This window comes from Cognaticolwellia aestuarii, assembly GCF_002000025.1.
Taxonomy (GTDB): domain Bacteria; phylum Pseudomonadota; class Gammaproteobacteria; order Enterobacterales; family Alteromonadaceae; genus Cognaticolwellia; species Cognaticolwellia aestuarii.
The window spans coordinates 1-19,035 of record NZ_MUZV01000017.1 but is presented as its reverse complement, the minus strand read 5'-3'; the positions used below and the strand labels follow the sequence as shown (position 1 = coordinate 19,035).

General features: G+C 37.5%; 18 protein-coding genes. 7 read left to right on the top strand and 11 right to left on the bottom strand.

The features are described from left to right. Window positions 1-20: 20 nt before the first annotated feature. Window positions 21-392 carry a hypothetical protein gene (locus tag B0169_RS17870; protein WP_077288273.1) on the bottom strand — a complete coding sequence of 124 codons (372 nt, stop codon included), beginning with the start codon at window positions 390-392 and terminating at the stop codon, window positions 21-23. Window positions 393-696: 304 nt separating this feature from the next. Between B0169_RS17870 and B0169_RS17865 the strand changes: the two genes are divergently transcribed. Then, window positions 697-1,947 (top strand): alpha/beta hydrolase, encoded by a 1,251-nt coding sequence (locus tag B0169_RS17865; protein WP_077288272.1) that lies wholly within the window; start codon window positions 697-699, stop codon window positions 1,945-1,947. Between the two features lie 214 nt (window positions 1,948-2,161). Here B0169_RS17865 and B0169_RS17860 read toward each other — a convergent pair whose 3' ends face one another. Next, window positions 2,162-3,376, bottom strand: coding sequence for a TMEM143 family protein (locus B0169_RS17860; protein ID WP_077288312.1), 1,215 nt, complete (start codon window positions 3,374-3,376; stop codon window positions 2,162-2,164). 189 nt (window positions 3,377-3,565) lie between these two features. On the opposite strand from B0169_RS17860, the gene B0169_RS17855 reads away from it, so the two are divergent. Continuing rightward, window positions 3,566-4,171 (top strand): DUF1294 domain-containing protein, encoded by a 606-nt coding sequence (locus B0169_RS17855; protein ID WP_077288271.1) that lies wholly within the window; start codon window positions 3,566-3,568, stop codon window positions 4,169-4,171. Between the two features lie 91 nt (window positions 4,172-4,262). Here the strand turns inward: B0169_RS17855 and B0169_RS19590 are convergent, their stop codons facing one another. Continuing rightward, window positions 4,263-5,033, bottom strand: coding sequence for a PEP-CTERM sorting domain-containing protein (locus tag B0169_RS19590; RefSeq protein ID WP_235838630.1), 771 nt, complete (start codon window positions 5,031-5,033; stop codon window positions 4,263-4,265). 552 nt (window positions 5,034-5,585) lie between these two features. Between B0169_RS19590 and B0169_RS19585 the strand changes: the two genes are divergently transcribed. Next, window positions 5,586-6,500, top strand: coding sequence for a hypothetical protein (locus tag B0169_RS19585; protein WP_235838629.1), 915 nt, complete (start codon window positions 5,586-5,588; stop codon window positions 6,498-6,500). A 54-nt stretch (window positions 6,501-6,554) separates the two neighbouring features. On the opposite strand, the gene B0169_RS17840 is transcribed toward B0169_RS19585, so the two are convergent. Together B0169_RS17840 and ohrR are read right to left on the bottom strand one after the other, a co-directional pair. Beyond that, window positions 6,555-7,337, bottom strand: a complete 783-nt coding sequence (locus B0169_RS17840) for a phytanoyl-CoA dioxygenase family protein (RefSeq protein ID WP_077288269.1) — start codon at window positions 7,335-7,337, stop codon at window positions 6,555-6,557. An 83-nt stretch (window positions 7,338-7,420) separates the two neighbouring features. Continuing rightward, window positions 7,421-7,870 (bottom strand): transcriptional regulator OhrR, encoded by a 450-nt coding sequence (ohrR, locus tag B0169_RS17835; protein WP_077288268.1) that lies wholly within the window; start codon window positions 7,868-7,870, stop codon window positions 7,421-7,423. Between the two features lie 152 nt (window positions 7,871-8,022). Here ohrR and ohr point away from each other — a divergent pair, with 152 nt between their 5' ends. Beyond that, the gene (gene ohr / locus B0169_RS17830; RefSeq protein WP_077288267.1) at window positions 8,023-8,445 is read left to right on the top strand and encodes an organic hydroperoxide reductase Ohr; all 423 of its coding nucleotides are present in this window, start codon (window positions 8,023-8,025) and stop codon (window positions 8,443-8,445) included. 297 nt (window positions 8,446-8,742) lie between these two features. On the opposite strand, the gene B0169_RS17825 is transcribed toward ohr, so the two are convergent. Next, window positions 8,743-9,870 carry a PepSY-associated TM helix domain-containing protein gene (locus B0169_RS17825; protein WP_158077125.1) on the bottom strand — a complete coding sequence of 376 codons (1,128 nt, stop codon included), beginning with the start codon at window positions 9,868-9,870 and terminating at the stop codon, window positions 8,743-8,745. A gap of 5 nt (window positions 9,871-9,875) precedes the next feature. Then, window positions 9,876-11,954, bottom strand: coding sequence for a TonB-dependent receptor (locus tag B0169_RS17820; protein WP_077288265.1), 2,079 nt, complete (start codon window positions 11,952-11,954; stop codon window positions 9,876-9,878). A 148-nt stretch (window positions 11,955-12,102) separates the two neighbouring features. Here B0169_RS17820 and B0169_RS17815 point away from each other — a divergent pair, with 148 nt between their 5' ends. Both B0169_RS17815 and B0169_RS17810 read left to right on the top strand, forming a co-directional pair. Further along, window positions 12,103-12,981: a helix-turn-helix domain-containing protein gene (locus B0169_RS17815; protein WP_077288264.1), complete on the top strand. Its 879-nt coding sequence runs from the start codon at window positions 12,103-12,105 to the stop codon at window positions 12,979-12,981. Between the two features lie 577 nt (window positions 12,982-13,558). After that, window positions 13,559-14,515, top strand: a complete 957-nt coding sequence (locus B0169_RS17810) for a tetratricopeptide repeat protein (protein WP_077288263.1) — start codon at window positions 13,559-13,561, stop codon at window positions 14,513-14,515. Between the two features lie 17 nt (window positions 14,516-14,532). Here the strand turns inward: B0169_RS17810 and B0169_RS17805 are convergent, their stop codons facing one another. Then, a complete protein-coding gene (locus B0169_RS17805; protein ID WP_077288262.1) occupies window positions 14,533-14,811 on the bottom strand; it encodes a hypothetical protein in 279 nt (92 codons plus the stop codon). Window positions 14,812-14,974: 163 nt separating this feature from the next. On the opposite strand from B0169_RS17805, the gene B0169_RS19310 reads away from it, so the two are divergent. Further along, on the top strand, window positions 14,975-15,292 hold the full coding sequence (locus B0169_RS19310; protein ID WP_077288261.1) for a hypothetical protein: 318 nt from the start codon (window positions 14,975-14,977) through the stop codon (window positions 15,290-15,292). Between the two features lie 27 nt (window positions 15,293-15,319). Here the strand turns inward: B0169_RS19310 and B0169_RS17795 are convergent, their stop codons facing one another. The 3 genes from B0169_RS17795 to B0169_RS17785 form a co-directional block, all read right to left on the bottom strand. Next, window positions 15,320-15,832, bottom strand: a complete 513-nt coding sequence (locus tag B0169_RS17795; protein WP_077288260.1) for a phage regulatory CII family protein — start codon at window positions 15,830-15,832, stop codon at window positions 15,320-15,322. A 254-nt stretch (window positions 15,833-16,086) separates the two neighbouring features. Then, window positions 16,087-16,440: a hypothetical protein gene (locus tag B0169_RS17790; protein ID WP_077288259.1), complete on the bottom strand. Its 354-nt coding sequence runs from the start codon at window positions 16,438-16,440 to the stop codon at window positions 16,087-16,089. A 170-nt stretch (window positions 16,441-16,610) separates the two neighbouring features. Then, window positions 16,611-18,680: an extracellular solute-binding protein gene (locus B0169_RS17785; protein WP_077288258.1), complete on the bottom strand. Its 2,070-nt coding sequence runs from the start codon at window positions 18,678-18,680 to the stop codon at window positions 16,611-16,613. Window positions 18,681-19,035: the final 355 nt, after the last annotated feature.

Below are 19,035 nucleotides of genomic sequence, written 5' to 3'. Positions count from 1 at the left end.
TCCGCTCAACCGTCCAGAGTTTATTTAGCTAGATCTTTTAATGCTCTCAGATCACTGCGCTCAATTTCTTGCGCATAAATTGCGCTGGGATTATCGGTAATGCTTGAATACAACACAACCTTAGTATCGATCACTTGAATACCGTAACTACCTGAAGTTAAGTAAATACCGCCCGCATATCGGCCTGATGTTGGTAACCAGCCAGCATTATTTTCTCTTAACCATTCACTCAACATTTTATATGCTGCATCTTGCTTAGTTAACTGTATTGTTTTGTCACTGCCCGCACTCACAAACACTGTCAATTCTGGATCAAGTTGCACATCAATCGATTTACTGCAGCCCATGATTAGTAACAACAATGTTGATAAAACTAGCAAGTAATTTTTCATTTTTTTCCCCATTATTTACTAAAAAATATATACGACAGATTTAAACCATCAAGGCTGACATTGTATATATATCTAACCAACTTACTTTGATAAATCGCAAGGTTAGGGTTAATGGCTTCATTTTTTATAGCATAACGATATAAATATCCCTACACGAATAAAATTCAAGTGTACATTGAGTGGCTTTAGTGATTAAAGTAAAAGCTAAACCATGACAAATAACAGACAATACTTCAGCAAACTGATACTGTTTTGTTAACACTTTCGTCAGCATTAAATACAGATTAAACATACGGATATCATTATGATACTAAAAAAAATAATATGGCTACTTACCGCTGTAACCGGTTTCAATACCCTAAGCTTCGCAGCAGAAACAAATATACAGCAATCAGGTAGGCCAATTATCAGCGCTTATGAATTACAACATTCCTCAACCATATTTGCTGAAAAAAGACGTTATATGGTCTCGCTTCCCGAACGTTATTCCATGAATAAAAGATCCTACCCGAGCCTTTTTGTGATTGACGCAGACTTTCAATTTCAACATGTTTCAGCGGTCGTAAAAAACTTAGCACGAATGGGTAAAATCCCCCCTATGATAGTTGTAGGTATTGCTAATCAGGGGGGCGATGATTACCTCAAAACAACAACATGGCCAGATAATAAAGATGATGCTTTCGGCCATGCCAGCAAATTACAAGCTTACTTAAGCCAAGAGTTATTGCCCTTGATTGACCAGCAATACCGTACCAATAGCCAAAAAGCGCTTGCTGGTTATTCACTTGGCGGTTTATTTACCCTCTATAGCATGATGCAAGAAGGCACGCCATTTAATGCCTTTCTCGCCATGAGCCCTAGCGCTTGGTTTGACGAGTACAGCTTAGCCAGTAAATTAACGCCTTTACTAACAGAAAAAAAACTCACCGCTCCAGTATTTATTTCACTCGCCAACGAAGAGGGAATGGGTGTTGATAAAGTTATTCAGACTTTTGAAGCATCAGCCGCAAAATCATTAAACTGGCAATACAAACATTACCCGAATGAAAATCACTTCACGACTGCACTACCCGCTATTTATGACGGTTTACAATTTTTAGCGCCCAATTATGCAATTGACGGTACCGACATGCTTGCCTTAGGCGACTATAAACAAGTGTTTGCGCACTTTAAGGCACAGAAAAAGCAATGGGCAGGTTTTCAATTTGAATGGCTACATGGCTATCAATTTAACAAATATTTGTTTTGGTCAAAACAAATTGACCAAGTTGATGACATTCTTGTCGAGCTTGCTGCCGAGTTTCCAGAGTCTTTAACCTTAGTAACTATTCATATTGCCAACGGCTTTAACAAAAAGAAAAACTTTCCTAAAGCCTTGCAGTTGCTTCAACAAGTAAAAGATCAGGGCGAAAGCTATCCCGGTTGGCATAAGCAAATGAGTGTTTACTATGCTGGCATTAAAAAGGCTGAACTAGCAGAAAAGCACCAAGCAATCGCATTAGAGCTGGCAAGAAAATATCATTTTGAAAGCTGGGAAATATGGGAGTTAATGTAAATCATCACGAACAACTAACATGGTAATAGTGCCAATTATCATGTTAGTCGGCACTATTACCACAACAACAAAAAAACCAATAAAATATAAAAATAAACAACTTAAAATGATTTTAAGTTGTTTTAAATGATGGTGACTCGAGTATTTTTAAAGCCATTTCTAGAAGCGCCTGAAGTAGCAATTTTTCAAGTCAACAGTGCTATAAAATGAAAGTTTAACAGCCTCTAACTAACTGCTGTTTCGCTTTTTCCAATGAAACAGCATGGTAAATACCGTCTTTTACCGTAACCAACTGCATTCGCTCAAGCTTACTTAATGCGTCTGATATTTCAAAATCTAGCTGACATTGATAATGACTTTTAAACCAATGCTCTATCTGCTGATCAATCGTTGCTGAACGACAACCTTCAGGGCAATTGAGCAAAAAACTATAAGCTAATACCGCCTCTTTAAAATCTTCATCTTCTGCTGCATCAATCAGCGTGTGAAAAACCCCAGCGTTATTGTCGAGATTTTTAAAATACAGATTGTCTGATAATGCCTTCATAAATTTAATTTTTCTATTCTTAAATTTACTCCACTCTTTAAAAATAAAACCACCAAAAACGCCCAAACCTATCGCCAGAGAAATAAAATGCTGCTGTGTCATCTCAACTGACTCGGCACGCCAGCCAAACCAAAAAGCTAATAGCGTTGCTAATAATACCAATGAAGCGCCAAGCTTAGTTACTAACACTACCGCACCACCGACTACCGCAGATGCCCCAATAACCGCCTTATCGATTGGCCGCATCCGTACTTCACTATTAGGAAATAACATTTCTAGATCCGCTTTGGGTACATTTTGAAATAGTTTCACTATGGTAGAGCCTGGCTCAAAGCCTATCAGTGATTTCTTTTTACTCTCGAAATGTGCTTTATCTTTAAAAGTAATAAATACGGCAACCCGATCATAATTTGTAAAATTAATCGTTTGTTTTCGCAAACCAAATACAGAAGTAATCGTTTCAGTTAATTGCGATTCTCCTCGACGGTAAAATACCACTTGTTCAAAATCATCAAACTCTACTTCAAGCCTAACTTTAAACAATGACTCCTCCGTTAACGCATCTTGAAGATCTTGTTCGGTAATTCTTTCAAAATTAGCAGCATTTAGCACCCGAGCAAATGTATTTGCAAAACGAGCTTGGCATTGCGCTTTATGCTCAGCAGTAAAAGGCGTTAACGGTTTAGTATCAGCATTTGGATCAAACGGTGCATAATCATTTTTTAACTGCTCGACAGTTTTATGGTATTCAACATGGAGACTGTTCGATAATAAATCACAAAACTGTCGAAACAGTGACGAAGAATCATCAAAATCAAACTCTCGCAAGCACATTTCAACAATGTCTTGTTTTCGATAAGGAATAAATCGGTCAGCAGTCATAAGCATAATATCAAGTATAGTCAGATAGTTAGAGTGTAAGTCAATTATCAAGAGATGGATATATCAATATCCGCTAATCTACATGAAGCAAAACTTGATAAAAATAAATTTTAAGCTAGTTTATCACTGCAAAGTACAACGTATCAGGGTAAAGTAGCCATGATTAAAAAGCGATTACAGGATTAAGTTATGCGCTTAAAAGGAACCTTACTAAAGTGGAATAATGACAAAGCATTTGGTTTTATTACCCCTAATAGTGGTGGTGACGATGTTTTCATTCATAAAACTGCCTTCGAGAACCGTCAACGCACACCTAAAGCTAACGATGTCATTACGTTTTCAATAACAAAAGACAAACAAGGACGTTATTGTGCTGATAACGCAACTTATCTGGGTGAAAAGCTGATCAAACGACAAACGAAACGCATAAATAAATTCTCAATTTACTTATCAGTAGCCTTCCTTGGATTCTTGATGGTGGCATTGCTATTGAACTATATACCACAAGCTTTAGCACTGGCATACCTAGCTCTGAGTGTATTCACTTATTTAATATATGCGCTTGATAAATCAAAAGCTAAACGTGGTGCTTGGCGCATATCTGAAGCTAGTCTGCACTTTTTAGCACTGATTGGTGGTTGGCCTGGCGGAGCCATTGCCCAGCAACTACTTCGGCATAAATCAAAAAAACGCAGTTTTAGGATAATATTTTGGAGCACCGTCATCATCAACTGTGCCACACTAGTGTGGCTTACCTCTGAAAATGGTGAGCATTTATTACAGGTGTTGAAATAATTTAATCATAATAGTCACTTGTACTCGAACAAGCTTCAGGAATAGAAAAAAAGCACTATTTATAGTGCTTTTTTAATACAAACTAGACGACTTAGTGCTTTTTAATGCGACGGGAAGCTAAACCAACCAGAGCCAACATAAAAATGGCTAACGTTGATGGCTCTGGAACAGCAGTAGCCCCATTGCCAGCTATGATTTGGATTGTATTTCTTACTAAAAGATCGCTCGGTTGTGTACGTGACCATGCCGCAATAGATATATCATATGTGGCATCTAGCGTTGGATCAAAACCAAAAGCGCCTAAGACCCAATGCGGCTTCCATGAGTTTTGAGCGATATTATTACTGTCAATTAGGCTATCAAAGTCTGCTAAATTTGCAGCAACGCTACCATCGCCATTACCCGTGGCATTAGTGCCTATAGCGTGGTCAAAATAACCATCAAGAAGGTTAAATGTAAAAAAGTCTACGCCGGCAGTCGGGTCTTTATCTATACTTAGCTCAAAAATATAATCACTTAAGTTAGCACCTGTGCTTTCTAAATAATCTGAGTTAATAGACCATTCATAGCTCCATACCGCTGTTGGTGATGTTTGGGTTGGCGCAACACCAGCGTCAAAAGTATATGTACCATCACCATTACTGTTAAAAGTATTCTCTGGCGAGCCCGTTAAATTATGTCGCAGTTTGCCACGCAGACCAATTTCAATACCGTTATCTTGTGCAACAGTAAAAAATCCATTCGCGTTCCCGCTACCGAAAATAACGTCATTGGTAACATCCGTATCGTTAATTATTCCTGCTTTAGCAAATGAAGTTATTACTAAAGTACAACTGATTAAAGTTAATTTTAGATATTTCATAGTCATGCCTTTCTCCAACATTTTAGTTATTATTCAAACAATACAAGCAAGTAACACACCGCAGCAGTTAAATATAATACTTTCATAAACATAAAATTTTGTCTTTATCATTTGCTACCATTTTTGTAAAAAAAATTGACACCCTTCTACTACAGATATTATAAAGATACTATTGACCATAAACGTTGCTTAATAAGCGCCTGATAAAGATCATAAACCTTTGCGAGTATCAGTTAAAAAATGAGTAACTTGCATCAATCGACGTTAATGGTGTTTTAATTGGTATTTACTGCTTTCCCCATAAAAATCATATTGAATAACAGTTTGTTAAATATAAAAAAGTCTGAGTGTCCGTTAATTGGATAAATGGTGGTTAATGTTATATTAAGCACTTTAAACGCTAATTCTGCCCTTAAATTTTAGCTCTTAGCGTTAATGCCAACGAAACGGTGCTTGTGGCTATGGGAGTGCTATTTTATCAAGTGCAAAAATGGTGCTTGCAAAGTTATTAGCTATGTTATCGATAATTGCTAATGCAATAGGTGTAATCACATGCAAAATTTTTTCAAAAAAAGTATGAACATAGTACGTTCTGCAAGCGACAAAGCAACGGCAGATTTAAGCTCGAGCTATACACTAGTTAAAGAAAAATGGCATGGTTTGCCGATCTTTGTTTCAGCTGAAAAATCAGATAAATATCAAGATATTCAATATGACGAAAAACACTATTTTGTCATACCTTATGAGTTGTCAGAGTATAAATTTGCTCTACACACTATGCGTTGCTTACCCAATGCCGTACCTGAAATTAATAACCTACCCAAAAGACGCATTTTTCATTTTCCCAATGAACACTCAGAATTTATGCTTAAAGACTATATGCGCAAATCTGCAGAGGAAATGGTGAGAGATAACAACCATGGCAAACAAAATAGTCTCGAATCATTAGCAAACCAAATAGACGCGTTAGATAAAAAACTAACATACGGTATGTTGTTGGTTGGTGGCCTGGCTGCGATTGTAAACCCTTTACTAGGAGCTGGTATTGCTGCTAAAGCTTTACTGCCCAGTGTGGGTGGCTTATTAAATAAATATGGTCTAAGACCGACAGGTGAAAAGCTAAATCAATACCAACTTGATAAATCAATAAAAGCCGCTGAAGCACACATAACAAAAGAATTTGAGCAATCCAACACCCTACAAGTGATTAACCCTATTTTACAACAACTAGAACTAACACTGAGAACAACAGAGTCGCAATACGATCCTTTAACAGGCCCTGATTTTGCAGCAAGTAGTATTAATGAGTTAGCCAACGAAAGATGGCGAGAACTCACAGAAGTCGCCATCTGCCATGTTTACAAGGAAGCTTATGAAAACAAGGATCTGCACGAGCAAGCTAAGCTGGGTCCGGAGAATTTAAGATGGCTAAAAATAATGTTTGACGTAAATAATAAGCCACAATAGTTCTCGTCTAGTTTAAGGTAGATATCCTCAGACATTTTTTAACTATGCCAAGCACTAACTTTGTAATTTTAATGTCATGGTATTAAGAAACAATCTTGGGTCGATAATTTTTGCCAACATTGCCGTATCAGGTAAACAATCATCATCAACATAGTCGACATAATCTGCTGATGAATCAAAAACTAAAATATCCAAAGCTAACCTATCTAAGCCATATAAACCACGATGGATCATATCAGCTGAAAACACCAATAAATCGCCTGCCGCTAAACTAACTTTTTTACCCGTTGAGAGGTTTTCACTACTCATTCGCCCTTGCTCTTCTTGACGTACATTGTACTCTTCTTCGTTGTCCCAACGTTTATGCGTACCTGGCACTAACTCCATACCAAGCTCATCAAATAAAGGTACTCGAAGGTGTAAAACTTGCGACTCATTGATAACTTTCTTCTGCCCTTCAACGTCGTAATCATACTGACAATCGCGATGCCAGAAATCTTTTTGCTGACGATTAACAGGATTAAAAAATAATTGAGTGTTCATAAATGCAGGCTTAGTCGCAATCACCGCCTCAACAATACTCATTAATTTTTTTGAACTGATAAAGTTAAACAACTGCACCCGGTCATCAGGGGCTAAATACTGACTGCCAGTGATTAATGAAGAGTTGAAGGCCTCTTGTTGATAAAACTCACTATTATCCTGCTTCCATAATTCATGAAATTTTAATATCACTGTTCTTAATGCCGCTATTTCGTCAGCACTAAAATAGTTTCTCATAACAAAATAGCCTTGTTCATCATAATGACTACTTAGTTGTTTTAAGTTTGCTAGCATTACTACAAATTGCCTCAATTAAGATCATAAAATATTTATATAACGAGCTGAACTGCGATTGAATAAACAAGTCAAAAATGGCTTTAGTCAGCTGTCGTTAAGTTCTTCAACAACAAATCACATGCTTGCTTCAAACTACTTAACTCTTCAGAAGTCATTTTCGATTTACACATCATCATATCAGGCACTTGCTCTGCGGCTTGGCGCAATTTTTTTCCTGCATCCGATAAGCTGATAAGCCTTACCCGTTCATCACTTTGACTCCGCGAACGAATAACTAGCCCCTTAGCTTCTAAACGTTTCAATAAAGGTGTTAACGTACCTGAATCTAAATGTACTTTAGCGCCAAGTTCTTTCACATTCATTGTTGAGTCTTGCCATAGCACCATCATCACAATGTATTGTAGGTAAGTGAGATCGAGTTTTTTCAATAACGGCTGATAAGAGCGCGCCATTGCATTTGACGCACTATACAAAGAAAAACAAATTTGCTTATCCAACGTAAGGTTCGAAGATGAGTCAGGTTTTGTCATGAAATATCACACATAAAATAGATTGTGCGCAATATACTTGCTTTCACCTAAAAACTCAATTAGCATACGCACATTGATTGCGCACAATTTAAATGCACACAACTTACCCTGCTAATCTAAAGTTCATAAATCCAAGCGAAGAGGAACAAATCATGACCACGTTATACACCACATCAGCAACGGCAAAGGCCGGCCGTAATGGCCAAGTAAGTACTGACGATAATAAGTTGAATTTAGCCCTAAGCTACCCAAAAGAAATGGGAGGAACGGGTGAAGCCACTAACCCTGAGCAATTATTTGCTGCAGGCTATGCGGCTTGTTTTTCAAATGCTATTTTGCATGTTGCACGTGAGACAAAAACAGCAATTACAACAGCTCCAACGACAGCAACGGTAGGCATTGGTCCAAATGACAATAATGGCTTCGCGTTAACCGTTACTTTGTCTGTCGATATCGAATTAGCGCAAAACGAAGCCGTTACTTTGGTTAATACTGCCCATCAAGTATGCCCATACTCAAATGCAGTGCGCGGCAATATAGATGTTAAACTCATCGTAAATGGGCACGTCTTGTAGCAAGAAAAAGTATTTAAAAAACGAATAAAGGTAACGTCAAAGGTGAAGATAAAGCTCCGTTTTTATATCCTCGACGTTATCTATAACCCGGCAAGAAAAGAAATATCACCACTATGGCAATCAAAGAAGTAGATTACGCCACAATAGTTGGCGATTATTTCCTCCTCACACCCCATAACTTACTTCCCTTATCGCTTTGTATACCTAATAGTGCAATGTTCAAAAAACGTCACTAATGGCTTAATGATTTTTAAATAACCCCAATAAGCCGATACAACATTATGCTTTAAAGAGAAGTCAAGTGTTTCGCCGTCTGCTTATAGTACGAGTAAAAAATTTTACCACCCCCGTTACGACCAAAATAATAAGGCTAAGGCCGGTAAACACGACCAGAATAGGGCCAAGCGCTTTGCCAAAACTATAACCACCATGCAATGACAATAGCATGTCCGTTACTTGCACTGATGTTTTTGACAGCTCTGCTCTTTCTATATGCATCAAACCTTTACATGATGCATGAATGAAAATCCGCCCATCACCATCACGCTTGTTATTATCGTCACTCGACCTATACGTCAGCATATACGGGCCATTTTCTACATTAGGCATAAAAAAAGTTGCTAGCGTTTTACCTGGAAATTGTTTATTACCAACCGTTTCAGCATCGTCAGGAGTAATACGATCATTACATATTTTTTCAAATCCGGCGCTAATTGGAGGCGCGTAATTAGGTGGCGATAATAAAGGACTAAACCACCCAGGTTTTGCTAACGCTAGGCCTGTTAAACAGAAGTAAATGATGAATAATGCTCCCCAAACACCAAACCATGTATGCAATGAAAAGCAAGACTTTTTTATGCCCCTTCGAAAATTTAACGGGGTCGATTTACGCCAGTTTTTATTGTATTTTGGCAACCAAATATATAAACCTGTTATCACAAAAAAAATTAACAAAATGGCGAGAATACAAACAAAAATAATACCTGGATCGCCCAGTAGTAAAGAATGATGAAAATCAATTAACTCATGGGCAAATGCTCCACTTAATGGAAAGTCTCCTTTGAATTGAGCACTCCAAGGATCAATGCTTAACATACGTATGCCTTCACTAGCTTGTGAGCCCGTGGGCATAACAAACACCATCGCCGTTTCTATTCCTTCAACACGGCTATTAGGCATTAATACCCCCACCGTTTGAAAATTATCTTCGTAACCTTTTGTAGCCGATGCAATTAATGTAGTGACATTAGCCACTTGAGGATTAGCTAGCGCAGGTGTTGCTTTTAGTACATCACCGTATTGCGCAAGAAATAGCTCGCCAACAAAAGCGAGCATAACGCCTGAGCCCGCTACAAGCATGATAAAAGCAGCTGAAACCACTCCTAACCATCCATGTAGTTGAGCTAATAATTTTCGAGTTGGCACGAGCATCAGAATCTTGCTTCAAGGCCAATTAAGAAAGTTCTTGGTTGAACCAATACGGCGTTATCAAAAGCACTGTCTTGTTCTGCACTCCCTTCAGGTGCGCTGCCAGGATAGAGGGCAACGGCTTTTTCGACATCGGCAATATTTTTGATGGATCCATAAACACGTACATGCTCAAAGTCATAAGAAATTTTTGCATCTCCAATAATATAAGCATCTGTTTTACCGTTGGCTCGATTATTAACATCAGTAAAATACCCGTTGGTGTAACGAGTTACAAAACTTGTAGACCAATTGTCATGCGTCCACGACAAACCTAAACTTGACGTAACACTCGGTGCCGTTAACAAATGATTACCTTCGATGCCCGAGTTAGGATATTCGCTAATTTTAGTATTCAATAAGCCAATATTAAGAAAGGCTTCAAGGTTTGATGTTATGGATAATATAGCGCTTAACTCTATACCACTCGTATTTACACGATCAGCATTACGCACAACAAAGGCTTCATCACGTGAGTCATTTGGTGTCAGGTCAAACGGTAATTGCATATCTTTGTAATTTGAGTAAAAAATGTTTTCTGTTAGGAAAAGCTTGCCATCAAATAGCTCCTGACGCCCATATAATTCAGTTGTCCATACATATTCAGCATCGTATTCATAATTAACGATAGGAAAAGCAAAGGTAATTCCGCCACCGCCGGCATTATAGCCTCTAGATATCTGTGCTCCCCAGCTAGCTGTTTTAGTTTGTTGCCAATTAATGCCTAATTTTGGTAAAAATGCAGTATAGGTTTCGTCACTAGTGATATTAACCAGTTCACCCGTTGCATCCCCACCATTACGCTTATGATGATCTCGTTCATAACGTAGGCCAAAAAATAAATCAACATTATCATTCAGTGGCGTTAAACCTTCGGTGTATGCTGCAATAGTACTGGATTTATCTTTAAAGTTTTGACCACCAAAAAATTCAATAAATTCATCTTGATCGGCTTGATAATAATACAAACCGCTAACCATAGAAAAACCAGTATCTCCCGTATAATAAAGACGTGGTTCAACAACAACGTCATTGGTTTCAATCGTCGCATTACTTGAATTTGGCGCCGCTATTCGCTTAAATTTAAGCTTTGTCGTTGAGGTACTTAATGTAAATCGCAGGGTATCTGATAGTTCAGTTTCAAAATCAACCGCTACTGAAGTCGTTTTTGGATTATGTACTGGTTGGTTGGGAAAGTTAGATAATTTTTCATCGTATGGCTTAACAATTATTTCACTATTGGGACTGGTGTAATCTGTATGAGAAAGCGCTAACAACAATTTACTTTGTGGTGCAAAATCAGGCGTAATTAAAACCTTGCCTCGTAGCGATATAGCTTCAGTTTCTCCTGGTTTTTTTGCGCCTTCATAGCCGGTGTAATTAACGGCTGATTCCCGTTTATATAAGTCTCCAGATAAACGGAAAGCGACTTGGTCATCAAGAATAGGTGTGTTAATCATCGCTGAAGTGCGACGTTGCTGATAGTTACCGCCAGCGACTTGTACTACGGCTTCTTTATCAAAACTAGGATCATTAGTTTTTATAATAACAGTACCTGCTATGGCATTTCTCCCAACTAACGTGCTCTGTGCCCCTCTCAGTACTTCAATACGCTCGAGATCAAATATTCCTATATCACCAAAGACAACCTCATTATAACTCGCAGGACGATTATCAATTTGCCAACTTAACCGCGAGCGACTTCCAGCGAAAAATGCATTAGCATTTTCCGACGCTCCCGTACCGTCAATACCACGTATTGTAGGGGCTTTACCTGTCCCAGTGACGACAGAAATATTTGCTGATGCGTCTAGCACATTGCGCAATGTATCTAAACCAGCGCGATTCCTTAGTATCTCTGCGTCCAATATTTCTGCACTATTCGCTGTTTTATATAATGGACGTTCAATTAGCTCACCTGTAATAGTGATCCTTTCAATTTCCTCTGATTTCGCTTTATCCGTACTTTCTTGTGAATATGAAGGAGAGCAAAACATTGCCATCGATACCCCACAAACACTCAAATATACTAATGACTTCATACAACTTTTCCTGTGTACCTATTATAGGCGTGATTAAATAACTTAATTGCGAATGATTCTTATTTATTATATTCTGGCATTATCTAGGGTGCCACTCCGAATAGGGGCTTAATGCTCCATTTGCGGCATGATTTAGGAAAAATAATTGATGAGTAGTAAAACTTGGCAACAAGAACACGATGAGTTTAACCATAGACTAACAAAACTTGGTGTAAAACCGACAATATCACTGAGTGATCCAAATGGCATTTTACAACTTGCACATGCTGACTTTCATGCCTTCGAAGGAAACTTTGAATCGTCTCCGCGATTGATGCTTAATTTATGCACCGCTGGCACAGGTAAAATGAGTCGACTTTCTGAGCACGCAAATGTAGAAGGTATTATTAGGCCTGGAGATGCTTTAATCGCATTACCTGATACCAAAGCGGAGGGTTACTTTTCAAACGTATCAATGCTGGGCATTGCAATAAACTTATCTCTTTTAGAAAGCACTATTGGAGAGAAAATATCCATCGATGATTTTTTGCCTGCCGCATCAAACTTACATCATGACCCTTTAATTACGGCTGTAATGACAGCGCTATGGCGGGATGCTGAGGTTAATGGCTTAACAAGTGCCTTTTTCGAACAGGGACTGTTAGTAATATTTAATCAACTAACTCGCTCCCAAGAAAAAACATTATTACCACGTAAAACAAAGCCACTTGCTGGCAATAGTTTGCAACGCTCACTTGAGTTTATTGAAAGTAAGCTAGACTCAAATCTTCGAGTGAGCGCCATCGCACAAGAAGTTAACCTTGATATTCGTACTTTCACCCGAGCCTTTCGAGCCGCGACAAATTATGCCCCCTTTGAGTACCTGACCCTAAGAAGAATGGAAGTGGCAAAAGAACTGCTACGTAAGAATCATACCGTCACAGAAATAGCCATGTTAGTCGGTTATTCGAATCCCAGTAAATTCTCTGCTGCCTTCAAACGACTAAATGGAAAATCACCAACACAATGGAGAGCATTATTTGGATGATATAAACTATATGGTGATTAACGTAATCAACACGGAAAAACTCTAGCGGCCTCATAAAAAGCCAATAAAAGGCCAATAAAGTATTGGCCGAAGCGTTACATTTCCTGCATATAACATTGTTAACTCTTAAGTACTGATAAAACCGGCCCGCCTTTGAATACACCTTTTTTCTAGCCGTTCATCATTTTGCACAGTTTAATTTCCATTTATCCCTTTAATATTGCGCTACCTAAAAGGTTTTCAAAAGATAGGAATAGCATGAAAATTAGCTCTACCGATGTTGGTAATTACGAGTCTATCGGTTTTACTATTCAAGCAACATTTTAGCGAATGAAATTAAAAAATCGATATCACAAGCTTAGTGTCATCACAATTATCATTACGCTTGCAGTCTAGCCCCAAAAAAATAGCAATTATTCAAACTTAGCCTAAACGTCATAAACATTTGCTCAATATTGACAGTTAAGTCAAAATGCAAAAAAGACAAGCAACTCCGTGGCTGAATAACCTTGCGTATACCAAATAACTTTTTACCTGAACGGAAAGTCAATTTCATGCAAACTTGGGACAAAATGTTATGAAAAACTTATCGAACACCGGTATATTTTTATACAGCGTCTTGCTTTTATTCACAAACCAATCCAAGGCATTTGTTTATGATGGCACAAAACCTTTACTAGAAAATAAAAACTCTTGTCTTTTCTCTCCTCGCGCCTGCCTTGATCAAATAGATGAAAATATTGGAAAAACAAAAAATAATAGTCGCCAATGGTATCGCTTAATTAACCTTAAATTACTCGCTACTTGGGAAATAAGAGACATTAAGGCATTGAAAGAAGAAATTCACCAATATGTAGATTTACATCATGCCCCACCGGTTTTTCTAACAACGGTATATACCTTGTGGGCAAAGCTGCTATTGAGTGATGGCGATCTAGAACAAGGAGCTTTATACGCCAATAAATCAGTTGAACTTATCAAAGAGGTCAACGAAGTCAGTTTTGACGCTGATAGGTATGCAGAAATTATTCTTTTATATAATCGACTTAACCAATATGACAACGCTATAGAGTTCATCACTTGGATTGATCAACGAATAAGCCGAATGGGACCTACACATTACTTTCCCAAACTGCAAACAGCCATAGCTCATACTTATCTTCGTATTGCCAACTATGATGCTGCACTACAACATTATCGCGATGCCTTAACCGGCTTTATTGCAACGAAACATTTGCTAGAAACAGCAGAAACTCACCACAACATAGCAAGAGCGTTACAAAGTAAAAAACAATATAGCCAAGCGATAGCTGAATTTAAAAAAGCACTTAAATGGATGAACACAGCTGTAGAGCTTGGTAATTATACCATCGAAGCAAGAAACTATACCCAACTCCGGTTAATTGAAACACTACAAGAAAATGGTCAATATTTACAAGCAAAATTACTGTTAAAAGAAGTGAACCCAGCCAAAGTGAATCAATCAACATTAGATTTGTACCAGCAATTAAAGCGTGATGAACATAATCATTAAAATCCAGGGGGAGTAAATTAGATTAGCAATAATCCCATCACTAACGAACTCAATAACAAGCCTAACAACCAAATAACTTTTTCTTTATAACTTTGATGGATTTTTCGCCAAAAAACAAGATAGGTTTGCACAAAACTCGCTGGCACTATTAACAATAAAGCTAATATTGCCATTGGAAATAAAGCAAAAAAACCAAAGCCAAAACTATCCTGGCCAGAAAAGTAGAACATGAATACATACAGCAAGCCACTAATGCCGAGTAAACATAAACCCATTAAAATATAAAATAATGCCATCAACTTTCCTTGTATATCAAAAGCACTGAGAGGCAACGAATATCATTAGCTAAACAGACGCGTGAGCAATGAGAAAACAGCGTTGCTTTTCTCGATGATCATAAAGTTTAAGAAGCGTAACCTTAAGTGACTTCAACATCGAAGTAAACCTCAGGAGTACGTTATGTCAAACAATACATCGAATAAAGTAGCCGGTTTATCTGCAGCTGCTACAGCTGCCCAAGCTGCTACCACAGCGTCTGCAGTTAGTGGAGCCTCTGCAGCAACAATAATGTCAGCAACAGCAGGAACAACGGGAGCTGCATTAGCAAGTACTGCTGGAGCTGCTGGCACAGCTGGCGGTGCTGCAATTTCATCAGGTATGGCAGCAATCGGTGGAGCTTTGGGTGGCGGTATGGCAACAGGAGCTATAATAACCACTGCAGCACCGATAGCCTTAGTAGGGCTAGTCGGTTGGGGGATAAGCAAGTTATTTGATTAAACTAAACATCAACAAAGCAGCTAAATTTTATACTAGCTGCTTGCCACAAACATTATCTAAAGCAAACCTTAATGTTGTCATTGCTTCTATTTGCTCTGCTAGCTCTTTCTTAATACCGTTCAACTCATTCGTGGTTATTTTATAATCACTTAACGCAGCTGTTAACGCTATTTGAACGTCACCATGCTCTTTATTAAAATTCATCCAAGCTTCCATAAATGACTTATGATCAAAGTCGCAAGGCTCATTTATTTCTGAAATATACTCTAATCGAAAACCAAAAAGTGATAAAAAATCCTGTAAGACAACAGAATGGGTATTTTCTTGCTGCAAAACTAGAAGCACATAAATAAACTCTTCGATATTGAGTTTATGCTCTGCTCTATGTGCATTTATTTTATTCTGAAAGGTACTTGGTTTAATGTCTTTATTATTTTTCTCTTTGTAATACAGAGATACTTTTTGGTAAATATCTTCAATGCCAACAGACTTACAATGTGTATGTAATGCCCCGAGGAATTTATTAATTTCTTCTTTCATAAAAATGCACCAATAGATGAAAGCACAAACACCCAATTAACAGGCGAAATAACATCGATAAATGATCACTTTTGAGTACAATTAACTTTATTATCAGAAGCGAAAATCACTCAAAAACAAGTTAGTCACATAAAAATAAATCTCATGCTTTATCGAACTTGCCAAGACGTTCCAGACTTGCTTGCGCGGTTGTAAGAACTTCAGAGCCATAACTAAAAACTCGATGATAGAGTAGCAGCAAAACCGTGTATTTATTACACACTAGTTTTCTTGTAACTAGCTATACCAATAATGGCTTCAGATACAAAAATCACACCATACTGTATAACAACACCAAAGCCAATGCCGATACCTGCTTGTGGGTCTGATCCAGTTTCAAGCAGCAACCCCAAAGCCAATATTGCAATTAGAACACCGCAACTGGTACGAAGTAAAATATTAAATTTTGTTTGATATGCGCCTTGATTTGCTAATAGCAAAGTAATTATATATGGGAATAGCATAAAGGCGAAACCAATAAAACTGATACCCCAATATCGATACAGGATGGCTATAGAACAAGTCACCGATAAGGTTCGTGTAAAACGATAGGCATTTAAGTTAATCATAAACTGTCCTTAGTAAGTATTATCACCGCAGCGAGCGACAAAACAATTAGCCAACAAAATCTTTCATAAAGTAAGTCGCAAACGGCTATTTCATGTTCCTTTATTTTCTTGATACTACTTCACATTAGTATGTTAATAAAATGCTTGCATGTCATGAGTGAAGCTCTTTATTAAAATTCAGCTTTAGTTTTTTCATAATAACCGGATAATTTCATTTGTAACACGGTAAAGTTTTGTGCTTTTCTCAGGGCAGTATTCGGTGACATTTTCCCTTTATTTACCTCAGAGATTAGAGTTCCTACATAATTGGCTATTGCAGGAAACTCTGCTATTTCAACGAATTGAATACCTTTATATGGCTTATTTGGGTCTTTATTACTTGCTTTACTCGCCTCGCTCATTGCTTGCAAAATAATATCAGAATAAGGCATAACAGCTTGATATGCTTCGTTTGTGTAGGTCGAAAGCCGAGTTCCTTGTGGAATGGCTTTATAACCCTTAGCTTTTGCCACTAATTTGATATAGTCTTTCGACGTTGCCCAAGTTATAAACTTTTGTGCTGCAACTTTATTTTGCGAAGAGCTTGGTATGGCAAATGACCAGGTCCATAACCAATTCGAGCCATTCTCGGTTATCGCTATAGGTGCTTTTGTCATCGCTACTTGATTACTAACAAGCGACTGGTCAATATCAAATATTGAGCTAGAGGCAATAGTAGAATCAATCCATATGCCACACTTGCCTTTTAAGAATAACTGCAAGTTTTCGTTGTATCCATTTAACTCAGCTTTAGGCGGTGCATATTTAGTGACTAATAAAAGGTACGTGTTTAAAGCCTGCTGCCACGCTTGAGAAGTAATTTGCGGGCGCCAATCTCGATCAAACCATTTACCTCCGTACGTATTTACTATGGTGGTAAACAGCGCCATATTTTCTCCCCAGCCTGCTTTTCCCCTCAAACATAAACCAAAAATGCCTTTTTCTGGCGCATGAATGGCTTCAGCATACCTAATAATGTCTTCATAAGTAGGCTGTGCACTCATTTTTATTTTAGCATTGTGAAATAGATCTTTACGGTAATAGGTAACTGAGCTTTCAGCATAAAAAGGTAAAGCATTTAACTCACCTTTATAAGAATTTGCTGCTACAAGGCGCTCGAATATATCCGAAACATCATATGATTTTGGCAGGTTCTTTATTGGCGATAGCCAATTATTTTTTGACCATACAGGTATTTCTTGTAAGCCTATTGTTACTATATCGAATTTTCCATCTGAAATGGCTAAGTCACTCAAAGTGCGACTTCTCAAGGTATTCTCGTCGTAAATACGCCAATCTATAGATATATCGGTATGCTCTTTTTCAAAAGCTTCAGATAAATCTCTTAATTGCAGCATGTCTTTATTATTTACCGTACCTATTGTGACAACCGTTCTATTACTTTGCTTTGGTGGTGGTTCAATACCATATTTTTGGTTGATTTTCTTAAGGGTTCCATTCTGCTGTATTATCCTTAAGCCTTTATCAAAATTATCTTTAATTGTTTGGTGCTTGCGATTTTTCTTTGTAAAAGCGATATAAAAATTATTGTTAGCATCTTTAGGTTGAATAACGTCAAAACGCCCAATTAAATGCGGTCGTTTATTGGTAATAATTTCTGCTGCTGAATATTTACCAATAATAATAAAGTCAACAATGCCTCGTGATAAATTATCAATATTCTTAATATTATTAGTAGCATACTTAATGTTATTCGCCGTTAAAGATGCGTATTGTTTTGTGGTTAGGCTACCTTTTACGATGCCAAATTTATAACTTGATAACTGTGCCATATAGTCATCAATCGTAAAAGCAGAGGCGTTAGTAACAGATAAGTTTGCCGATTTAAGTTTCAATAAAACAATACTGTCTCCGTGAAAAGGCATCGACAGCATATAGTGCTTGGTTTCTTTTAAATGGCCGTACGGGGTAATATAACCATCAGTCGCACCTTTTTCTAAAAGTTTCCGCCCTCTTGCAAAAGTAACAAAGTCAAACTCAACTTCATAATTAACGCTTGCGAACGCTTCTTGTATGACTTCTGACGTATAACCATTATTTGGTAACTTGGGACTAATAAATGGTTCCCAATCTAATGTGGCAATATTAATTTTTTCATAAGAAAAAGCTGTATTGGTAAACAAAGAACAGAAAATTAAAGGTATTAATATGAATTTATCAATATGTGCAATATGAAACATTTATTTCCTAAGGTTCTTTATCTAATTATTATGATAGATACTTAAATTTATCTGATCTCATTATATATTGCCTGCAATTTAATTATAGACCTACAGCTAATTTAGCTCTGTAGTTTCAGGTTTCTATATTTTTGAAGATATATTCTATGCCGCATGAAAGCTTAGTACTGCAAGCACAAGCCCCGCAGAGTACTATGTTTTGTCATAAATTGTTGGCAGAAACATGGCACTTAAGCATACACTACTATTAAAACTAAAGTATGGACTTCCCATAGTTTGCTAGACACCTAATGAGTTACATTGTAACTTCTAAAAAGAGGTGTTTTATGAGCAAAGGCAAACGGTATACCCAAGA